Genomic DNA, 20,726 nt, shown 5'->3' with positions numbered 1-20,726 from the left:
CGTGCGCGGCCTGAAGTGATGACGCGTCATGCGCGAGTTCAACGCCACGCGTGCCTGTCGAAGGACTTACCGCGCGCGTCGCCGATTGAAACTCAACGGAACGGCATGCCGCCGCGGCCGCCCATGGCGCCCATCATGCCTTTCATGTTGCGCATCAGGCCCTTCATGCCGCCGCCGGCCAGCTTGCCCATCATCTTTTCCATCTGCTGATACTGCTTCATCAGCTTGTTGACGTCGGCCGGCTGCATGCCGGAGCCGCGGGCGATGCGGGCGCGGCGCGAGCCGTTGAGCAGCGCCGGGTTGCGGCGCTCCTTCTTGGTCATCGAATTGATGATCGCGATCATGCGCGGCACTTCCTTGCCGGTGACCTGCTGCTTGACGTTGTCCGGGATCTGGCCCATGCCCGGCAGCTTGTCCATCAGCCCATGGATGCCGCCCATGTTCTGCATCTGCTCAAGCTGTTCCTTCATGTCGTTGAGGTCGAACTTCTTGCCCTTGGCGACCTTGGCGGCAAGCTTGGCGGCCTTTTCCTGGTCGACGCTGTGCTCGACCTGTTCCACCAGCGACAGCACATCGCCCATGTCCAGGATGCGGCTGGCGACGCGGTCGGGATGGAACACGTCCAGGCCGTCGGTCTTTTCGCCGGTACCGACGAACTTGATCGGCTTGCCGGTGATGTAGCGCACGCTCAGCGCGGCGCCGCCACGGGCGTCGCCGTCGGTCTTGGTCAGCACCACGCCGGTCAGCGGCAGCGCCTCACCGAAGGCCTTGGCGGTGTTGGCCGCGTCCTGGCCGGTCATCGCATCGACTACGAACAGGGTTTCGGTCGGGTTGACCGCAGCGTGCAGCGCCTTGATCTCCTCCATCATCGCCGCATCGATTGCCAGGCGGCCGGCGGTATCGACCAGCAGCACGTCGGCGAACGACTTGCGGGCGTCGCTGATGGCGGCGCGCACGATGTCGACCGGCTTCTGCGAGGCGTCGGACGGGAAGAACAGCACGCCGACCTGTTCGGCCAGCGTCTTGAGCTGCTCGATCGCGGCCGGGCGATAGACGTCGGCCGAGACCACCATGACCTTTTTCTTGCGCTTTTCTTTGAGGTGCTTGGCGAGCTTGCCCACGGTAGTGGTCTTGCCCGCGCCCTGCAGGCCGGCCATCAGGATGATCGCCGGCGCCGGCACGTTGAGGTTGAGGTCGGTGGCGGCCGCGCCCATCACGGCGGTCAGCTCGTCGCGAACGATCTTGATCAGCGCCTGGCCCGGGGTCAGCGACTTGAGCACTTCCTGACCGACCGCGCGCACCTTGATGCGCTCGATCAGCGCCTGCACCACCGGCAGCGCCACGTCGGCCTCAAGCAGCGCGATGCGCACTTCACGGGTGGCTTCGCGGATGTTCTCCTCGGTCAGGCGGCCGCGGCCGCGCAGGCGCTCCATGGTGCCGGAGAGACGTTGGGTAAGGGACTCGAACATGCGCAAGGGACCGCGTAAGGGGAAACGGGCGTCGATTATAGCGGCACCGGCCAGCCGGCAGCCCCGGCGGCCGCCAGCGCCCGACCGGCGAAGCCGACCCGCAAGCAGCCTCACCAACGCGCAGCAATGCGCACGGCCAGCCAGCGCAGCAGCGCCAGGACAGGAACGGCAACTGCGGTGCCAGCAGGTAGCCCCTGCCCGCTCGCGCTCCGCCCCCAGCACGCCAGCCCACCTCCAGCCCCGCAGCTCGCAACTGCTCTCCCGATTCCCGATTCCCGATTCCCGATTCCCGATTCCCGATTCCCGATTCCCGATTCCCGATTCCCGATTCCCGATTCCCGATTCCCGATTCCCGAATCCCGAATCCCGAATCCCGAATCCCGAATCCCGAATCCCGAATCCCAGCCCCCAATATGCGAAACTTCCACGATGACAATCGTTCTCATCGCGTTCGCCTTGTATCTGCTGGCCACGGCACTGCTCACCCGCTCGGTGCTGCGCGATGGCAACCAGGCGCCTGCACGCTGGCTGATCCCGGCACTGGCGGCCGTGGCTCTGCACGCCGGGTACCACGTACTGGTGGCGCTGCGCACCGCCGGCGGGCCGGACATGCATTTCTTCGCGGCGCTATCGCTGTGCGGCCTGGGCATGGCCGCGCTGACGGCGGTATTCGGCGCGCGCGGGCGCATGGCGGCGGTGGGCGTGGTGGTGTTCCCGCTGTCGGCAATCCTGCTGGCCTGCTATCACGCTTACGGCCACGAACCGAGCTCGGACCTGGGCTGGCGGCTGGAACTGCACGCGTGGATGGCGCTGCTGGCCTACGCCACGTTGGGCATCGCCGCGTTGCTGGCGATCATGCTGTGGCTGCAGGAGCGCGCCCTGCGCCGGCGCGACTTCCACACCTGGCTGCGCGCGCTGCCGCCGCTGACCGAGCTGGAGACGCTGCTGTTCCGCACGATCACCGTCGGCTTCGTGCTGTTGAGCCTGACCCTGCTGACCGGCCTGCTGTTCGTGCAGGACTTCCTGGCGCAGCGGCTGCTGCACAAGACCGTACTCAGCATCCTGTCGTGGATCGTGTTCGGTGCGCTGCTGATCGGGCGCTGGCGCAATGGCTGGCGCGGCACCAAGGCGGTGCACTGGACGCTGACCGCGATGGCACTGCTGGTGTTGTCGTTCTTCGGCAGCAAGTTCGTGATCGAACTGGTGCTGGGGCCGCGCTGATCGCGTTGGCTCCAGGCCCGTCCAGGCCCCGCCTTCGCCACACCGCTCGCGCTCAGGCGTCCAGCGCAGCGCTCACCGCCGCCCACGGCTGATCCGGCCCCGGGCTGGCGAAGTGATAGGCGATGCGGCGGCGGTAGACCTGCCCGGGCCGCAGGATCGTCGACGGAAAATTGGGGTGGTTGGGCGCGTCCGGGTAGTCCTGCGGCTCCAGGCAGACGCCGCGGCCGAGTCCGGGATGGTGGTCGTCCAGATGCTGGCCTTCGTAGAGTTGCACCGCCGGCGCATCGCTGCTGATGCGCAGCGCCACGCCACTGTGCGGCGAGTACAGCTCGGCAACGCAATCGGCTCCGGCGGCCAGCACCAGGCATTGGTCGTAGCCCTTGCCGAGCACCACCTGCGGATGCGACGGATCGCTTTTGTCGGCCAACGCCGCAGCATGGCGGAAATCGAACGGCGTACCGGCGACCGAGGCGATTTCGCCGGTCGGGATCGATTCGGCATCCACCGGCAGATAGCGATCGGCCGGCACCCGCAGCACCTGCAGCGCGGCGCGCCGATGCGGGTCGCCGGATAGGTTGAAGTACGGGTGATGGGTGAGGTTCAACGCGGTGGCGGCATCGCATTGCGCCTCGAAGTCCAGCTGCAGGCTGCGTCCGTGCAATTGCAGCCGCGCCCGCACCTGCAGATTGCCGGGATAGCCTTCTTCGCCATCGGGCGAGTCGTAACCGAGCAGCACCTGGTCCGGCGCCTGCTCCAGCACGCTCCACACACGCCGCCCGAAGCCGCGCAGGCCGCCGTGCAACTGGTTGCGCCCCTCATTGGCGGCCAGCGTGTGGGTGACCCCATCCAGCGTGTAGCGCGCGCCGGCGATGCGGTTGCCGAAGCGGCCGACCAGGATGTTGAGGCTGTCGCCATCGGCGGCGTAGGCCGGCAGATCCGGCAATGCCAGCAGCAGCGGCACCACCCCGCGCTCGGTGGTCAGCCGCAGCGCATGCAGGATGCCGCCATAGGTGAGCACCTCCGCCTCCAGCCCGGCAGTGCTGCGCAGCGTGAGCGCGTGGACTTCGACACCGTCTGGCAACTGCCCGAACACTCGCTGCATGGATCGTCCTGCCGATACTGGAAGCTGGCGAGCATAGCGGGGGAGCGCGGTCGCCGACCATGCCCCGGCGCACATCCTGGCGTGCGATGCGATGATCGTGTCGGCGAGACCTGCGCCAGCCCTGGCTGATTGATTGCGATGCAGCAACAACCTGCCATTGCAGGCACTAGGCTAGCGACGCGCCCGCCCCGCAGCGGCGTGTGACCACCTCGATCGATCAGCACAGGAGCGCCAAGCCGATGCAGTGGATTTCCCTCGCTTTGCGAATCTCACCGGGACGGCTGTTGCAGGCTGTCGTTGGCGCGGCCTTGCTCGCCAGCGCGCTCGCCGCCCCCGCGGCCGAGGTCAAGGTGACCGGCACGCTGCGCGTGGACCAGCCCGGTGCGCAGGTGTCGCGGCAGCTGTTCGGCCAGTTCGCCGAGCATCTGGGCACCGGCATCTACGGCGGGGTGTGGGTCGGCGAGGACTCGGCGATTGCCAATACGCGCGGCTATCGCAACGATGTGCTGGCAGCGTTGAAGGCGATTGCAGTGCCCAACATCCGCTGGCCCGGCGGCTGTTTTGCCGACGAGTACCACTGGCGCGATGGCGTCGGTGCGCCGGCCAAGCGCCCGGTCAGCGTCAACACGCACTGGGGTGGCGTGGAAGAGTCCAACCGCTTCGGCACGCACGAGTTCATGGAGTTCACCGAGTTGCTCGGCACCCAGGCCTATATCGCAGGCAATGTGGGCAATGCGGCGCCGGACGAGATCGCGCAGTGGGCCGAATACATGACGGCGCCGACCCGCTCGAGCCTGGCCAACGAACGCCGCGCCAATGGCCGCGATGCACCGTGGCAGGTGCCCTACTTCGGCGTGGGCAACGAGTTGTGGGGCTGCGGCGGCAACATGCGCGTGGAATACGCGGCCGACGTCTATCGGCGCTACCAGACCTTCGTCAAGGCGCCGGCAAACCAGAAGATCCTCAAGATCGCGCCCGGCCCCAACAACGACGATTACCACTGGACCGAGGTGATGATGCGCGAGGCCGGCACGCTGATGGACGGCCTGAGCCTGCACTACTACACCGTGCCAGGTGGCTGGCCACCGCGCGCCTCCTCCACCGACTTCGACGAAGCCGCATGGATCGACACGCTGTCGCGCACGCTGGTAATGGACGAGCTGATCCGCAAACACAGCGCGATCATGGACCGCTACGACCCGGGCAGGAAGGTCGCACTGGTGGTGGACGAATGGGGCACCTGGTACGCCGGGCTGCCGGATGCGAACCCGGGCTTCCTGCATCAGCAGAACACGCTGCGCGATGCACTGGTGGCGTCGTTGAACATCGACATCTTCAGCGCGCATGCCGAGCGCGTGCGCATGGCCAACATCGCGCAGATGGTCAACGTGTTGCAGGCGATGATCCTCACCGACGGCGACAAGATGGTGCTGACGCCCACCTATCACGTGTTCGCGCTGTACAAGCCCTACCAGGACGCCACCCAGCTGCCGTTGCAACTAAGTACACCCGAGTATCGCCATGGTGATGTCCACGTGCCCGCAGTGCACGGCTCGGCGGTCAAGGCCAGGGATGGACACGTCTATATCGCTCTGACCAATCTGGATGCGACGTCGGCCGCGAACGTCAATGTGCAGGTGGATGGCCTAACGGCGCGCGGGGTGACCGGGCAGATTCTGACCGGGCCGGCGATCACTGCGCACAACACTTTCGCCCAGCCACATGCGGTGGAACCCAAGGCGTTCAAGGGGGCACGCATGCAAGGCAACGCAGTGACTATCGCGCTGCCGGCACGCTCGGTGGTGATGCTCAAGCTGGAGTGAGCGATGGCGGCGGCAGCATCAACTGCCGCCTTAGTCGTTGGTCGAGAACGACGACTGCGCAAACTGTGTCTTCAGCGTCGTTCGCTCTCAAGCAACCCGGCATGCATCAGGCATCAGCACGCCACGCCCGCGTGCGCCCTGTCGAACAGCGCACGGACCAGGCGCGCTCCAGATGTCAGATGCTGGCTACACCCCGGTCGCTGCATGAGCCGGCGCCGGCGCGGGCTCGGCAGTACGCCATTGCACCGGCAGGCGTTCGAGCACGTGCTCCATGAAGGCGCGCACCTTCGGGGTGAAGTCGCAGCGGTCGGCGACGCAGAGGTAGATCCGCAGCGGCTCCGGTAATGCCTGGGCGGTGCTGCCGAGATCGGAGACAAACAGCGGCTGCAGCTCGCCGCGCTGCAGGTAAGGCTGCACGACATAGGCGGCTAGGCGCGCGATGCCGCCGCCGGCCGCGGCCATTGTGGCGAGCGCATCGATATCGTCGCTGACCATCGCCTTTCCCAGCTCGGGCTGGAAGCGCACGCCATTGCGCACGAAATTCCACGGCAGGCAGCGCCCGTCGACCGGGTAACGCAGCAGCAGGCAATCGTGATACTTCAAGTCGTCCGCACCCTGCGGCGTCCCGCAACGCGCCAGATACTCGGGCGCCGCGCAGACCACCAGCGGCACCTGGGCGATGCAGCGTGCGACCAGGCCGTCTTCCAGCTGCGCTTCGATGCGCAGGCTGACATCCACACTTTCCTGCGCGTGCTGCACCGCTCGGTCGGTGCACAGCAGCTCGATCTCCAGCTGCGGGTACTGCTGACGCAGGGCCGGCAGCATCGGGGCGAGCACGTGCCGCGCGAAGGCCGCGGTGCTGGCCACCCGCAAGCGCCCCGCCGGCGCCTGCTGCGGCCCGGCCACCGACTGGCGCGCGCGCTCCAGGTCGCGCTCCAGCTGCCGCACCTGCTCGAAGTACAGCGTGCCGCGCTCGGTCAGCGCCAGGCTGCGCGTGGTCCGGTGCAGCAGACGCACGCCCAGGTGCTGCTCCAGCCGCGCAATGTTCTGGCTGACCGCAGCCGCACTGATCCCCAGCAACTTGGCGCCTCCGGCAATGCTGCCGGCATCGACAGTACTGACAAAGCTACGGATGGACTGAAGAATGTTCATTGGTCAGGCAAGTATTACCAAAGGATTCATAATTTTTTCTTACGTAAGCCGCAAGGCTACGCGATCTACCCCGCCCGCGGTGGCGTCTCTACAGTGCTGCCCATCACGCCGATCCGCGGCAACCAAAGGCCACAGCATGTCGTCATCTCCCCCCTCCTCCCCATTGCTGCGCCCGCGCTGGAAACTCGGCGTGCGCACCACCCCGTTCGTGTTCGCGTTCTATATGGCCGCGATCATGGCCTTGCTGATGTGCCTGGTGATCACCGGCGCCAATACCGGCCTTGCCCCCGGCTACCTGTGGCGCGTGCTGGATGCCTACCGCATTGCGATGCCCACCGCGTTCTGCTGCGTGCTGGTGGTGCGACCGTTGGTGATACGGCTGGTGGCCTGGACGGTGCATGCCGGGCATTGAGTCTGGCGTATGCGGCATGCGCGAAACGCTGCCGCAGGCAATCGTGCCGATGCATCCGCAAGGCCATCGATGTGCCGCAGCACGCGGCTTGCCCACCACGGTGGCATTCCGATGGCGTTCCCAGCGCCGTAGCCACTCCAGAGCCTGCCAACGCGTGCATGCGTTGGCGCTCGAAGCATCTGCCGGCTTGAATGCAGTGACCTGGACGCCACAGATGCCGTCGCGCCAGAACGAAACATCCGCATCTAGCTGCTGCCACGCAGCATCCGCCCCATGCAGTCTGCGACCGCCGTCATGCCAATGATGGATTATTCCGGAATGAACACCACGGAACTGAAACGCGCCACACAATTGCTTTGACACTGAAGTAGCCGCTGCGCAGCGTCACCTCTCCCTGGACGTCGGTCCACTTTTTGGAGACGCACGCAATGAACATGCTACGCAGTGTCGCTGTGCAGTTCGCCTTGCTATGCGCAGTGGCGATGACGCCAGGTGCGCACGCGCAAACCCTGGTCTGGGAAGACAACTTCAATGGCCCCGGCATCGATGGCAACAAGTGGACCTACGACGTCGGCAACGGCTGTCAGATCGGCCTGTGCGGCTGGGGTAACGGGGAGATGCAGTACTACACCAGCCGCGCCGAAAACGCGCGTATCGATAACGGCCGGCTGGTGATCGAAGCGCGACGCGAAGCGTTCCAGGGCATGCCGTTTACCTCGGCGCGTCTCAAGACCGAAGGCCGCATGCACTTCAAATACGGCACGCTGGAGGCGCGCATCAAGACGCCGGTGGTGGGCAACGGGCTATGGCCGGCGTACTGGATGCTGGGCACCATCGGCGTGTGGCCAGGTCGCGGCGAGATCGACCTGCTGGAAGCCGGCATGGCCGCGGCGATCGCCAATGGCACCGCCAATCGCCGTATCGGCGCTGCGGTGCACTGGGACTACAACGGCCAGCAGGCCGACTACGACACCAGCTACACCAGCCCGGTGGATCTGCATGCCGACTTCCATGTGTACCGCCTGACCTGGGACCCGCAGTTCATCCGCGTGTCGATCGATGGCCAGCAATACTTCGAGTTTGCGATCTCCAATATCGAAGGTGCCTCGCTGCACGAATTCCATCAGCAGCAGTATCTGCTGCTCAATCTCGCCGTGGGCGGCACCTATACCGGCATCACCTCGCCTGCGGCGGTGACCGCGCCGTTGCCGGGCAGGATGGAGATCGATTACATCCGCCTGTATCAAAACCCCGGTTCGCAACTGTATGTGGGTGCGCAACACGCAGCGCCCGCAGGGCGATTTGGGGTGTTCACCGAGCAGGCCGATACCAGCGGGCGACTCAACTTCGGCCAGGATGCCGAGCTGTATCTGTGGAACAACCTCACCCCGATTGCGCAGGCGCCGTTCGAAGGCAGCAACGTGATGGCCTACCGCGCCAACGCCGGTGCCTGGTATGGCCTGGGCATCCAGACCGACTATCGCAACATGGCCGCCTATGCCGGCGGCGCGCTGAAGCTGCACCTGAAAACCACCACGCCATCGACCTTCAAGATCGGCATCAACACCAGCTTTGGCGACAGCTGGGTGGATTTTGTCGCGGGCGGCAATCAGTACGGCCTGGTGCGCGATGGCGCCTGGCATGAGGTGAGCATTCCCTTCAGTGCGTTCTACGACCTGGATCTGCAGGCGGTCAAACAGATGTTCATGCTGGTGGCCGATCCGCCGGCTGCGCCAGTGGAGATCGCCATCGACAAGGTGTATTACCAGAGCCGTTGAGCAGCGCAGGCGCAGGACGCTCGGTCACGGCCCCTGCAGCGCAGGACACCCGCAGCCAACGCTCAGGCGTTGGTTGCCACGCCTTTCAACACATCGATCAGCTGACGCAGGCGATACGGTTTGGGCAGGAAATCCACCTGCGCCGGCAGCGGCGGCAATTGCGCCTTTGCAAACCCCGAGGCCAGGATCACCCGCGCCTGCGGCAGCAGCTGCGCCACGTGTTCGCTCAGTTCGATGCCCGACATGCCGTTGGGCATGCGGATGTCGCTGAAGACCACATCGTAGGGGCCGTTCTCGCGCAGCATGCGCAAGGCGGTGTGGCCGTCGTCGGCGGTTTCGACGGTGATGCCTGCGTCGCGCAGCGCCTCGCCGATCAGTTCGCGCAATTCCTGCTGATCTTCCACCATCAACAGACGCAGGGATTCAGTCATGCTCAGCCTCCTCGATGGCCGGGAGAAACAGGGTAACGGTGGTGCCGCGGCCAGGCGCAGTGTCCAGCTCGACGAAGCCACCGGATTGGGACGCAAAGCCGTGTACCTGGCTCAATCCCAGGCCCGAACCCTTGCCCACGTCCTTGGTGGTGAAAAACGGCTCACTGGCGCATTGCGCCACGTGTGCCGACATGCCGGGGCCATCATCGCGTACGGCAATGCTGACGTAAGCGCGCGGCCGGCCATGCGGATCGGATGGCGCAGCACGCTGCTGTAGCGCCGTTTCCAGCACGATGGTGCCGCCGCCCGGCATGGCATCGCAGCTGTTGAACACCAGATTTAGCAAGGCCGCCTCAAGTTGGCCCGGGTCCACGCGGATATCGGGCAACTGCTCGGCGAACGCCAGCGACAGCACGATCCCGGCCGGACAGGCACGCCGCAGCAGCTCCAGCGAGCGCGTCACCACCGCGTTGGCGCCGTGGCGTTCGGGAATCAGGCGCTGCCCGCGCGCAAAGGCGAGCAGTTGGCGCGTCAGCAAGGTGCCCCGATCGACTGCCGTCTGCGCCGCGTCCACCAGCATGCGCGTACGCGCATCGTCGCCGGCACGCAGCGCGATCAGGTCCAGGCTGGTCACCATCACGGTCAGCAGGTTATTGAAATCGTGCGCCATGCCGAGCGTCAGGCGACCCAGCGCGTCCACCTTCTGCGACTGCAGCAGGGCATGCTGCGCATGCTGCAACAGCTGCTGCGCCTGGTGCCGCTGGTCGATGTCGCAGGTGACCTTGGCAAACCCCACCAGCACACCGAATTCCAGCACCGGCTCGATCGCCACGCTTGCCCAGAAGCGGCTGCCGTCCTTGCGCACCCGCCAGCCTTCGGTGGCAAAACGCCCCTCGCGTCTGGCGGTGTCCAGATTGCGGGCCGGTTCGCCGCCCTGCGCATCCTCCGGCAGATAGAAGCGCGAAAAATGCGAGCCAATGATCTCGGCGGTGGTGTAACCCTTGATGCGCTCGCCGCCGGGATTCCAGCTGCACACGTGGCCGCCCGTATCGAGCATGTAGATCGCGTAATCGGACACGCTCTGCACCAACAGCTGGCACTGCCGGCTGTCGTGAGAAAGCGGCCCCGCACTGTCGACGGCCGTTTCCGCATCCATCACGCAACTTTCCCCCGGAAAAGCGCGCGACCATAGTGACGAGTGCGTGAAGGCTGCGTGCAAGCCGACCCGGCTGCAGAGCGTCAAAATCCCGGCGATTTGCGCGTGAAAGTTATCGGCTACCATGACCGCCCTCCCCGTCCGGTCCGCGCCTTTATGCAGAACATCTCGACCACACGCGACCGCTGGGTGTGGGTGATCGCGGGGGCCCTGATGGCCGGAACGCTCGGCGTGGAATTGGTCACGCCGCTCGGCTATGCGGTGTGGCTGACCTATTTCGTCGCGGTAGGCGTGACGGTCTTCCAGAATCGCGTGCAGGTGCCCCTGGTGGTCGCCGCGCTCTCGTGCGTGCTGCTGGCCGTCGGTTTTCAGCTGGCGCCATCCAGTACCAGCTCGAGTTTTTCCTCGATCAACCGCAGCATCGGCGGGGTGTCGTTCCTGGCGATGGCGCTGGTGGTGATGCAGGCGATCCGCGCGCGCCGCCAGGCCGAACTGGCGCTGTGGCTGCAGCAGGCCGAAAACACCGTCGAAGCCAGTTTGCGCGGCGATCACAGCCCCGACGATCTGGCCAATGCCGCCGTGCGCGCGCTATGCGACACACTGGATGCGCAGGTCGGCGCGTTGTATCGCATCGAGGGCGAGCGCCTGCGTCTGACTGGCGGCGCCGCGCTGCCGGCCGATGTGTCCAGGACATTGCCGACCGATGCCGGCCAACTCGGCGAGGCCTTGCGCAGCGGCACGGTGCGCCGGGTGCGCGGCGTGGAAGCCGGACATCTGCAGATCGCCTCGGGCCTGGGCCGCAGCGCCTGCCAGGAACTGCTGCTGGCACCGGTCATCGCCGATGGGCGGGTGATCGGCATCCTCGAGCTGGGCCGCTCCGCTGCGCCGGGCACTGCCCGCACGCGCGAGGAAGAACTCCTCACGCGCTGCGGCGAGAACATCGGCCTGGCCTTGCGCACGGCATTGCTGCGCGCGCAGCTGGTGGCCCTGCTGGAAGAAACCCAGCGCCAAAGCGAAGAGCTGCAGACCCAGCAGGAAGAGCTGCGCGTGGCCAACGAGGAGCTGGAGGAACAAAGCCGCAGCCTGCAGCAGTCGCAGAGCGATCTGGAACTGCAGCAAGCCGAGCTGGAACAGACCAACGTGCAGCTGGAAGAACGCACCCAGGCGTTGGAAGCGCAGAAGCAGGCCTTGCTGATCGCGCAGAATCAGCTGGTGCGCAACAGCAACGAGCTGTCCACCGCCTCGCGCTACAAATCCGAGTTCCTGGCCAACATGTCGCACGAGCTGCGCACGCCGCTCAACAGCGCGCTGATCCTGGCCAAGCTGCTGTCGGACAACAAGGACGGCACGCTCAGCCCCGAGCAGGTGAAATACGCGCAGGCGATCCTGTCGTCCAATAACGATCTGCTGGCGTTGATCAACGACATTCTCGACCTGTCCAAGATCGAGGCCGGGCATGTGGAACTGGCCGACGAAACCGTCGCCACCAGCTCGGTGCTGCAGCGCCTGCGCGAGACCTTCGAACCGCTGGCGCGCCAGAAGGGCCTGGCGTTGCAGCTGGCTGCCGAATCGGACGCACCGACGCAACTGGTCGTCGACAGCCAGCGCCTGCAGCAGATCCTCAAGAACCTGCTGGCCAACGCGATCAAGTTCACCGAGCACGGCAGCGTCAGCCTGTCGATCCAGGCGCACACGCCGGGACGAGTGCTGTTCAAGGTCAACGACACCGGCATCGGCATCGCGCACGAACAGACCGAGATCATCTTCGAAGCGTTCCGTCAGGCCGATGGCAGCACGCGCCGTCGCTACGGCGGCACCGGCTTGGGCCTGTCGATCTCGCGCGACCTGGCCCAGCGCATGGGCGGCAGCATCCGCGTGGACAGCCAGCCCGGACGCGGCAGCTGTTTCACGCTGGAATTGCCGATCGACGGCGCGCCAGCCGAGCCGGTCACCGCAGCGCAGGCCAACGCGGGCACGATGGCGATCGGCGCCACGCCGTTGTCGCAATCCGCCAGTGGCACGGCCATGGCCTCGCGCCTCGATGGGCGCGCAACGGGTGCGTCCACGGGGATGCCGCTGCCGATTCCGGCAGCCGCCGCCCCGCCGCTGCAGCGCGCCGACGACGATCGCGACCAACGTACCCGCCCCGGCCGACTGATCCTGGCGGTGGAGGACGAAGCACGCTTTGCACAGGCGCTGGTCGACCTGGCGCACGAGCTGGACTTCGATTGCGTGGTGGCCCCCAGCGCCGAAGAGGCGCTGCGTCTGGCCGCCGAACTGCGTCCCAGCGGCATCCTGCTCGACATCGGCCTGCCGGATGCGTCCGGCCTGAGCGTGCTCGAACGCCTCAAGCGCGATCCGGCCACGCGCCATATTCCGGTGCATGTGGTGTCTGCGCTGGAGCGCAGCCAGATTGCGCTGGAACTGGGCGCGGTGGGCTATCTGATCAAGCCGGCCACGCGCGAGCTGCTGGCGGGCGCGATCCGTCAACTGGAAGACACCAATGCACGCGCGGTGCGCCGCCTGCTGATCGTCGAAGACGACAGCGCGCTGCGTGCGAATCTGCAATTGCTGCTGGCGCGCGATCAACTGGAGATCATCGCGGTGGGCAGCATCGCCGAGGCGATGCAGCAGCTGGCCGGCTCGACCTTCGACTGCATGGTCACCGATCTGGCGCTGCCCGACGGCAGCGGCTACGACCTGCTCGAGCGCATGGCCGGCAACGACGCAGTCGCGTTTCCGCCGGTCATCGTCTACACCGGGCGCGCGCTCACCCGCGACGAGGAACAACGCCTGCGCCGCTATTCCAAGAGCATCATCATCAAGGGCGTGCGCTCGCCCGAGCGCCTGCTCGATGAGGTGACGCTGTTCCTGCACAGTGTGGAAGCCTCGCTGCCCAGCGACCAGCAACGCCTGCTGCGCGAAGCGCGCCGCCGCGACGCGGTGCTGGACGGCGCCACCGTGCTGCTGGCCGAGGACGACGTGCGCAACATCTTTGCGCTCTCCAGCGTGCTCGAGCCGCTCGGCGTGACGCTGCAGATCGCCCGCAACGGCCGCGAGGCGCTGGAACATCTGGCCAAGCACGAGGTGGACCTGGTGCTGATGGACATCATGATGCCGGAGATGGATGGCCTGACCGCGATGCGTCAGATCCGCGCCAATCGCCAGTGGCAGGATCTGCCGATCATCGCGCTGACCGCCAAGGCCATGGCCGACGATCGCGAACGCTGTCTGGAGGCCGGTGCCAACGACTACATCGCCAAGCCCATCGACGTGGACAAGCTGGTGTCGCTGTGCCGGGTGTGGTGCTCGCGGCAATGAACGCGGTGGAGCTGTTCGACCTGGAGCTGCGGGTGCTGCTGGAAGCGGTCTACCAGCGCTACCACTACGACTTCCGTGATTACGCGGTGTCGTCGCTGCGCCGGCGCATGCGCCACGCGATGGCACGCCTGGAGTGCACCCGCGTGGCCGATCTGCAGCACCGCCTGCTGCACGAACCGGACACCTTTGCGCAGGCGATGCAGTTCTTCACCGTGCAGGTGTCGGAGATGTTCCGCGACCCGGCCTACTTCCGCGTACTGCGCGAGCATGCGGTGCCGGTCTTGCGCACCTATCCATCGATCAAGCTGTGGGTAGCCGGCTGCAGCACCGGCGAGGAAGTTTGGTCGCTGGCGATCCTGTTGCACGAAGAAGGCCTGCTGGAAAAGGCGGTGATCTACGCCACCGACATCAATCCCGAAGCCCTGGGCATGGCCGAGGCCGGCGCCTTCGGCATCGACCGCATCGCGCAGTTCAGCCGCAATTACCTGGATGCCGGCGGCCGCGGCTCGCTCTCGGATTACTACACCACCGCCTACGATGGCGCGGTGTTCGATCGCCGGTTGAAGCGCAATATCGTCTTCGCCGACCACAGCCTGGCCACCGATACGGTGTTCTCCGAAGTACACCTGGTGTCGTGCCGCAACGTGCTGATCTATTTCAACCGCAGCCTGCAGGACCGTGCCGTGGGCCTGTTCCACGATGCATTGGTGCACCGTGGGTTCCTGGGCCTGGGCAGCAAGGAGTCGCTGCAGTTCGGTGCGCATGCGCAGGCGTTCGAAACCGTGGCGCGCGAGCAGCGCCTGTTCCGCAAGGCGGCGGCATGAACGCAATGCACGCGGTGGCGGCGCAGTTCGACGCGATGGTGATCGGTGCCTCGGCCGGCGGCGTCATGGCCCTGCAGGCGCTGTTGTCCAGCCTGCCCGCGGACCTGCCGATGCCGGTACTGGTGGTGTTGCACCTGCCGCGCGACCGCACCAGCCATCTTGCCGAGCTGATGGATGCACGCTGCGCCTTGCCGGTGCGCGAGGCCGAAGACAAGCAGCCACTGCTTGCCAGCAGCGTGACCATCGCCCCGCCCGACTACCATCTGCTGGTGGAAACGCGCGACAGCCTGGCGTTGTCGATGGATGCACCGGTGCTGTTCTCGCGCCCGGCGATCGACCCGCTGTTCGAATCGGCGGCCGATGTCTTCGGGCAGCGCCTGCTGGCGATCCTGCTCACCGGCGCCAGCAGCGACGGCAGCGCCGGCGTGGCGGCGGTGCGTGCAGTCGGTGGCACCGCCTGGATCCAGCGCCCCGACGATGCCGCCTCACCGCTGATGCCCGCCTCCGCTCTCGCCTATGCTGGCGCCGATGCGGTGCTCACCCTGCAGGCGATCTGCAGCCGACTGGAAGACTTTCACCCATGAATCTCACCGCGACCGGCCTGGCTGCGCACGGCAATGGCGACGAGCCCGCCAAGCTGCTGATCGTCGACGACGTGCCGCAGAACCTGGTGGCGATGGAAGCGCTGCTGCAGCGCGACGGCCTCCAGGTGCTGTGTGCCGCGTCCGGCGCGCAGGCGCTGGAGCTGCTGCTCGAACACGACGTGGCGCTGGCGCTGCTGGATGTGCACATGCCGGAAATGGACGGTTTTTCGCTGGCCGAACTGATGCGCGGCTCGCAGCGCAGCCGGCATGTGCCGATCATTTTCCTGACCGCATCGCCGAACGATCCGATGCGCGCCTTCCAGGGCTACGAAACCGGCGCGGTGGATTTCCTGCACAAGCCGATCGAGCCGCACGTGATCCTGAGCAAGGTCAATGTGTTCATCGAGTTGTACCAGCAGCGGCGCCTGCTCAAGGCACGCAACGCCTCGCTGGAACGCGCGCTTACGCTCAACGAAACCATGATGGCGGTGCTCACCCACGACCTGCGTACGCCGCTGTCGGTGATACTGCTGTGCGCCGACAAGCTCGGCCTGGATGTGGAGGCCGATGGCTCGGCCGCACGCACGCTCGATCACCTGGAAAACAGCGCGCGGCGGATGGCGCGGATGGTCGAGCAGTTGCTGGATTTCTCGCGCCTGCGCAGCGACGGGCTGTCGATGCAGTTCGGCCCCTGCAATCTGGGCGAAGTCACCCACAGCGTGGTGGGCGAAGTGGCGCAGGCCAACCCGCACACGCCGATCGACCTGCGTACCGAAGGCGATCTGGATGGCGATGGCGATGGCGATCGCCTGGCCCAGGTCGTGTCCAACCTGGTCGGCAATGCGGTGCTGCATGGCGGCAGCCAGCCGGTGCGGGTGCATCTGGACGGACGCGAACGCGACACGCTGCGGCTGTCGGTGCGCAATGTCGGGCGCATCCCGGACAGCCTGATGCCGCGCCTGTTCGAGCCGTTCAAGGCCAGCTTCCATGCCAGCCAGGGCCTGGGGCTGGGCCTGTTCATCGCCGACCAGTTCGTCAAGGCGCACGGCGGCACGCTGCAGGCGCGCAACGAAGACGGCGACGTGGTGTTTGAAGCCGTGCTGCGGCGACACAACCTGGCCGCGTAGTCGCGGCCATGCGGCGGCCGGGCAGCACGCCGGGCTGCCGCCACAGCGCACCCGGCAAGGCGTGCGGGGTGATCGAAACCCATGCAATCCCGATGCTGGCGGCCTGTCGCAACCCCAGCCCATCGCGACAACATAGTCCCTCTGACGAACTCATCCAGGACGCCTCACGCAGCGCGCGGCGCATGCGGTCCGACAACGGAAGCCGGCACGAAAGCGGTTTGCATCGTCATGCGGGCGCGACCAGTGCCCGCATGACGGATGCGCCGTATGCTCGTACTCCACGCCCCGTCCCGGCGCAGCGTTCCAGCCTGTTTCGATCGCACCAGCATCTGTCGTCATCATCCGGCGCACGCCGTGCGCCATGTCCGAGGAGGTGGTCATGTCGTATGTGGATGGATTTGCACTCGCGGTGCCCACGGCCAACAAGGCCGCATTTCTGGAACATGCCCGCATGGGCGATGCCATCATCATCGAATACGGCGCACTGCGCGTGGTGGAGTGCTGGGGCGATGATGTCCAGCATGGACAACTGACCGACTTCCACCGCGCGGTCGCTGCCGGCGAGGACGAAACCGTGGTGTTTTCGTGGATCGAATGGCCGGACAAGGCGACCCGCGATGCGGGCATGCGCAAGATGATGGACGACCCGCGCATGGACCCGTCGGTCAACCCGATGCCGTTCGATGGCAAGCGACTGATCTACGGCGGCTTTGTTCCGATCCTGAGCCTGGGACAATCGGGCTGAGCACTGCAGCACGCACGCGTATCTGTCTTTCACGTGCGCGCTCCCCCCGGTGTTGCGGAAGTGGCCGACGGCACCGGGTCTTCGGCGTTGGCCGTTACACTGGCCGCATGCAGCCGCGCTCGCCGCCCACGATGCGCGGGCGCAGCGACTGTATTGCCTGCCACCGGAGACCACCGCATGATCGACGCACCGCTTTTAATCGCCTGCCCGAGCTGCGCTGCGATGAACCGTGTTGCGGCTGCGCGTCTGCGCGATGCACCCAACTGCGGCAGTTGCCACAAGCCCTTGTTCCTGGGCACGCCGGTGGCGCTGTCGGAGGCCGATTTCGATAAGCATGCGGTGCGCAGCGCGCTGCCGTTGGTGGTGGATTTCTGGGCGCCGTGGTGCGGGCCGTGCCTGAGCATGGCGCCGCAGTTTGCCGCAGCCGCGGCACTGCTCGAACCGCAGGTCCGGCTGGCGAAGGTCGATACCGATCTGCATCCGGCGCTTGGCACGCGCTTCGGCATCCGCAGCATCCCGACCTTGCTGGTCATCCGCGGCGGCAGTGAGCTGGGCCGTCACTCCGGCGCGGTGAGCAGCGCGCAGATCGTCAGCTGGGTGCAGTCGGTGTTGCGCAGCCGTTGACACAAAAAACCCGCTGCATGATGCACGCAGCGGGTCTGTTCTACGTTCTACGATCGGCATCACTGCGGCACACGCCCAGTGATGCAGTCGATCGATCAAGCACCGGGAGCGGCTGACCAGAGCACTGTGCAGCCGCTGGCGACTTTTCAGTCGCTCTTACTGCCAGTTGACGTTGACCGACACACCCACCACGCGCGGCTCGTTGTACACCGCCGCCATGTAGTTCTCGATCACGCCCTTGACGTTCTTCTCGTTGGTGATGTTGCGCGCAAACGCCGCCACCTCCCACGCGCCATAGCCGCCGGTGTAACCGAGCTTGAGGCCGCCTTCGAAATTGCCGTTGGCGCGGAACTCGGTGGAGTCGTACAGCACGAAGCTGGTTTCGCCCTGCTTGTTCCAGTCGGTGGAGACGAAGAAGGCGCCATCGTTGCCCACCGGAATGTCGTAGCGCGCGGCCAGGTTGAGGTTGTACTTGGGCGCGTTGGGCAGCGGGTTGCCGTCGATCTGCGCAAAGGTGTTGGCACCGACGCGGATGGTCGGGTCGTTGACCGTGCACACCACCACGCCGTTGAGCGCACAGGCCTGCGCGTAGACGCGATCGTCGTGGATTTCGCTATGCAACAGGCTCAGGCCGGCGGTCAGCGACAGGTTGGAGATCGGGCGCCAGTCCAGATCCGCCTCCAGGCCGTAGGCCTTGGCCTTGTCGGCATTGAACAGCACGCCGTTGCCGTCCGAGTCGTTGCCGTTGAGCTGGATGTCGTCCACCGTATAGGTGAAGCCGCTGACGTTCAGACGCAGGCGATTGTCGAACAGGCTGCTCTTGATGCCGGCCTCCCACGACAGGATGGTTTCCGAATCGGCGGTGGTGAAATCCGAATTGAACACCGCGCTGCGGCCCTGGATGGTCGGGCCGCGGAAACCGCGTGCCACGCGCGCATAGACGCTCAGCTCGGGATTGATCTCATACATCGCGCTGAGATCCCAGCTGGGCTGGGTATCGGACATGCGCACGTCGCGACGGCCGCGATAGGTCACCGCACCGGCGGCGGTATCGGCGGTCTTGAGCAGGCGGGTTTCCTTGCTGTCCTTGGTCTGGCGCAGACCGGCAGTCAGGGTGAGTGCATCGGTGGCCTTGTAGCTGAGCTGCCCGAAGCCGGCCCAGGAGGTATTGGTGTTGCGCAGGCGCACCCAGTTGTTGGGGTTGCGCGCGGCGGTCTGCAGGAAATACGCCCGCTGATAGAAATCGGTGGTATCGCGCCCGTCGAAGTAGAACGCGCCCACCTGCCATTGCAGAGCGTCGTCGCCTTCGCTGGCCAGACGCAGTTCCTGGGTGTACTGGTCCAGGTCGCGGATCTGCCCCATCGACTGGCCGAAGCCGTTCGGCACGCCGTTGACCGGGTAGTTCGCCGCTGCGCCGCCATCGGTGTCGCCACGGCTATAGCCGGAGGTGGTCTCGTAAGCGGTGATGGAGGTCAGCGACACGCCGCCGAAATCGTAGATCGCCTTGATCGAGCCGCCGTCGGTCTGATACGCCTGCGGGTTGTCGTGCGCCTCGTCGTAGGCCACGCGATCGCGCGGCACGTCGACCTTGTCGCTGCCGCGCGTGACCGCATTGCGCAGGAACAACGTGGAGGTGCCGTCGTAGTCGCGGGTATGCACCGAGCCCAGCAGCGAGAACGCGTCGTTGGGCTTGAGCAGCAACTGCAGGCGCGCATTGCGGTCGTTGTAGCCGCCCATCGCATCCTTGCGCGGGGTACGCGTGCCATCGGCGCTGCTGCCGGCGAAGGTGTTGTCCACCCAGTCGTCGCGGTGCTGGTACAGGGCCGACACGCGGAACGACAGCACGTCGTTGATCGGGCCGCCGAAGCCACCGTCCAGAGATACCGTGTTGTAGGTGCCGTAGCTGGCATCGACGCGGCCGGTATAGGTATCGCCGGGTTTGATGGTGTCGAACTTGACGATGCCGGCGGTGGTGTTGCGGCCGAACAAGGTGCCCTGCGGGCCGCGCAGCACTTCGACCTGGTCCACGTCGTAGACCGGGTTGGACTTGAGCACCACGTGTTCCAGCACCACGTCGTCCTGGATGATGGACACCGGCTGCGAAGCGCCGAGGTAGAAATCGATATTGCCCAGGCCACGGATATAGAAGCGCGGGAAGATGCGCCCGGTGGTGGTCTCGGCATAGAAGCCCGGCACGCGGCCGGACAGCGCCAGCAGCGTGTCGTCGCCACCGGCGGTGAACTCGCGCATCGCCGCGCCCTGCACCACGCCCACCGACACCGGCACTTCCTGCAGGCTCTGCTCGCGGTGTTCGGCAGTGACGGTGACCGTATCCAGCGCGGTCGGGCTGCCGTCACCCTCACGCGTCGGCGCCTGCTGCGCAGAGGCAGCGGCGGCCAGCGAGGCAAGCAGCAGGCCGGCGCAGGCACGCGCCAGCGGCGTGCGCTGCAAGGCGGCGCGACGGCGTGCGGGTGCGTGCGTGGTGGCGGACGTCAGGGACGCGGAGACAGACGAGTACAACGACATGCGAGATGATCCTTGGGTAGGTGACGCGAGGGGTGACACGGAGGCAAACGTGGCGATCAACATGACTGCGCGGCGATCAGGCGGGCACGGCCGGTACTTGGAATCGGCACGTCGCACTCGTACACGCCGGTTCCTCCCCCACCGTCCGCACCCACCTGAACCTGCTCGCCACGTGTTGTTGGCCACTCCAGCGTCCGTCGGCACCGGGCATGCCGGCCGACGACGCAAAGTGGCGCCGCGCGCACGATATGTCAGCAATGTTGCAGCTCTATGGCAAGCGTGTCGTTGCGCACATGGCCGCCGTTGCAGAGCCATGCCGCAGCGCGCGCCAGGCATTTCGAAACGGCATGCCTGCGCTGGCCGCGTGCTGTCATGCTGGCGCCATGCGGACGCGCTCAGCGGAGAGGAACAGAGCTTGAAACGACTTGGAT

16 protein-coding genes are annotated in these 20,726 nt (G+C 66.2%); 10 read left to right on the top strand and 6 right to left on the bottom strand.

The genetic code is table 11. From position 1 onward, the window contains the following. Positions 1-92: 92 nt before the first annotated feature. On the bottom strand, positions 93-1,469 hold the full coding sequence (gene ffh, locus GGR73_RS01540; RefSeq protein ID WP_016901489.1) for a signal recognition particle protein: 1,377 nt from the start codon (positions 1,467-1,469) through the stop codon (positions 93-95). 429 nt (positions 1,470-1,898) lie between these two features. On the opposite strand from ffh, the gene GGR73_RS01535 reads away from it, so the two are divergent. Then, positions 1,899-2,690 (top strand): cytochrome C assembly family protein, encoded by a 792-nt coding sequence (locus tag GGR73_RS01535; RefSeq protein ID WP_016901491.1) that lies wholly within the window; start codon positions 1,899-1,901, stop codon positions 2,688-2,690. 52 nt (positions 2,691-2,742) lie between these two features. On the opposite strand, the gene GGR73_RS01530 is transcribed toward GGR73_RS01535, so the two are convergent. Beyond that, a complete protein-coding gene (locus GGR73_RS01530; protein ID WP_104568776.1) occupies positions 2,743-3,792 on the bottom strand; it encodes an aldose epimerase family protein in 1,050 nt (349 codons plus the stop codon). Between the two features lie 239 nt (positions 3,793-4,031). Here GGR73_RS01530 and GGR73_RS01525 point away from each other — a divergent pair, with 239 nt between their 5' ends. Beyond that, entirely contained in the window at positions 4,032-5,615 is a 1,584-nt protein-coding gene (locus GGR73_RS01525) for an alpha-N-arabinofuranosidase (protein WP_065031874.1), read from the top strand. A 186-nt stretch (positions 5,616-5,801) separates the two neighbouring features. Here GGR73_RS01525 and GGR73_RS01520 read toward each other — a convergent pair whose 3' ends face one another. Then, on the bottom strand, positions 5,802-6,767 hold the full coding sequence (locus tag GGR73_RS01520) for a LysR family transcriptional regulator (protein WP_184455341.1): 966 nt from the start codon (positions 6,765-6,767) through the stop codon (positions 5,802-5,804). 136 nt (positions 6,768-6,903) lie between these two features. On the opposite strand from GGR73_RS01520, the gene GGR73_RS01515 reads away from it, so the two are divergent. Together GGR73_RS01515 and GGR73_RS01510 are read left to right on the top strand one after the other, a co-directional pair. Further along, positions 6,904-7,179: a DUF2798 domain-containing protein gene (locus tag GGR73_RS01515; RefSeq protein WP_039511453.1), complete on the top strand. Its 276-nt coding sequence runs from the start codon at positions 6,904-6,906 to the stop codon at positions 7,177-7,179. 428 nt (positions 7,180-7,607) lie between these two features. Next, on the top strand, positions 7,608-8,957 hold the full coding sequence (locus GGR73_RS01510; protein WP_104568777.1) for a glycoside hydrolase family 16 protein: 1,350 nt from the start codon (positions 7,608-7,610) through the stop codon (positions 8,955-8,957). Between the two features lie 62 nt (positions 8,958-9,019). Here the strand turns inward: GGR73_RS01510 and GGR73_RS01505 are convergent, their stop codons facing one another. Together GGR73_RS01505 and GGR73_RS01500 are read right to left on the bottom strand one after the other, a co-directional pair. Beyond that, positions 9,020-9,388: a response regulator gene (locus tag GGR73_RS01505; RefSeq protein WP_102581770.1), complete on the bottom strand. Its 369-nt coding sequence runs from the start codon at positions 9,386-9,388 to the stop codon at positions 9,020-9,022. Continuing rightward, on the bottom strand, positions 9,381-10,544 hold the full coding sequence (locus GGR73_RS01500) for a PAS domain-containing sensor histidine kinase (RefSeq protein WP_046342045.1): 1,164 nt from the start codon (positions 10,542-10,544) through the stop codon (positions 9,381-9,383). The genes GGR73_RS01505 and GGR73_RS01500 overlap by 8 nt, the downstream gene beginning before the upstream one ends. A 156-nt stretch (positions 10,545-10,700) precedes the next feature. On the opposite strand from GGR73_RS01500, the gene GGR73_RS01495 reads away from it, so the two are divergent. The 6 genes from GGR73_RS01495 (at position 10,701) to trxC (ending at position 17,769) form a co-directional block, all read left to right on the top strand. Continuing rightward, a complete protein-coding gene (locus tag GGR73_RS01495) occupies positions 10,701-13,865 on the top strand; it encodes a response regulator (protein ID WP_104568779.1) in 3,165 nt (1,054 codons plus the stop codon). After that, a complete protein-coding gene (locus tag GGR73_RS01490) occupies positions 13,838-14,689 on the top strand; it encodes a CheR family methyltransferase (protein ID WP_172454412.1) in 852 nt (283 codons plus the stop codon). Before GGR73_RS01495 ends, GGR73_RS01490 begins: the two co-directional genes overlap by 28 nt. A 5-nt stretch (positions 14,690-14,694) precedes the next feature. Next, positions 14,695-15,273 (top strand): chemotaxis protein CheB, encoded by a 579-nt coding sequence (locus GGR73_RS01485; RefSeq protein ID WP_184456460.1) that lies wholly within the window; start codon positions 14,695-14,697, stop codon positions 15,271-15,273. After that, positions 15,270-16,400: a hybrid sensor histidine kinase/response regulator gene (locus GGR73_RS01480; RefSeq protein ID WP_102252541.1), complete on the top strand. Its 1,131-nt coding sequence runs from the start codon at positions 15,270-15,272 to the stop codon at positions 16,398-16,400. Before GGR73_RS01485 ends, GGR73_RS01480 begins: the two co-directional genes overlap by 4 nt. Before the next feature lie 379 nt (positions 16,401-16,779). Continuing rightward, on the top strand, positions 16,780-17,145 hold the full coding sequence (locus GGR73_RS01475; RefSeq protein WP_046345870.1) for a DUF1428 domain-containing protein: 366 nt from the start codon (positions 16,780-16,782) through the stop codon (positions 17,143-17,145). A 177-nt stretch (positions 17,146-17,322) separates the two neighbouring features. Beyond that, entirely contained in the window at positions 17,323-17,769 is a 447-nt protein-coding gene (gene trxC / locus GGR73_RS01470; RefSeq protein WP_184455339.1) for a thioredoxin TrxC, read from the top strand. 156 nt (positions 17,770-17,925) lie between these two features. Here trxC and GGR73_RS01465 read toward each other — a convergent pair whose 3' ends face one another. Beyond that, positions 17,926-20,295, bottom strand: coding sequence for a TonB-dependent receptor domain-containing protein (locus GGR73_RS01465; RefSeq protein ID WP_184455338.1), 2,370 nt, complete (start codon positions 20,293-20,295; stop codon positions 17,926-17,928). Positions 20,296-20,726 lie beyond the last annotated feature (431 nt).

This window comes from Xanthomonas sp. F14 (assembly GCF_014199865.1).
Note: the sequence above shows the minus strand (reverse complement) of the source record. Positions and strands in the feature narration are given on the sequence as shown.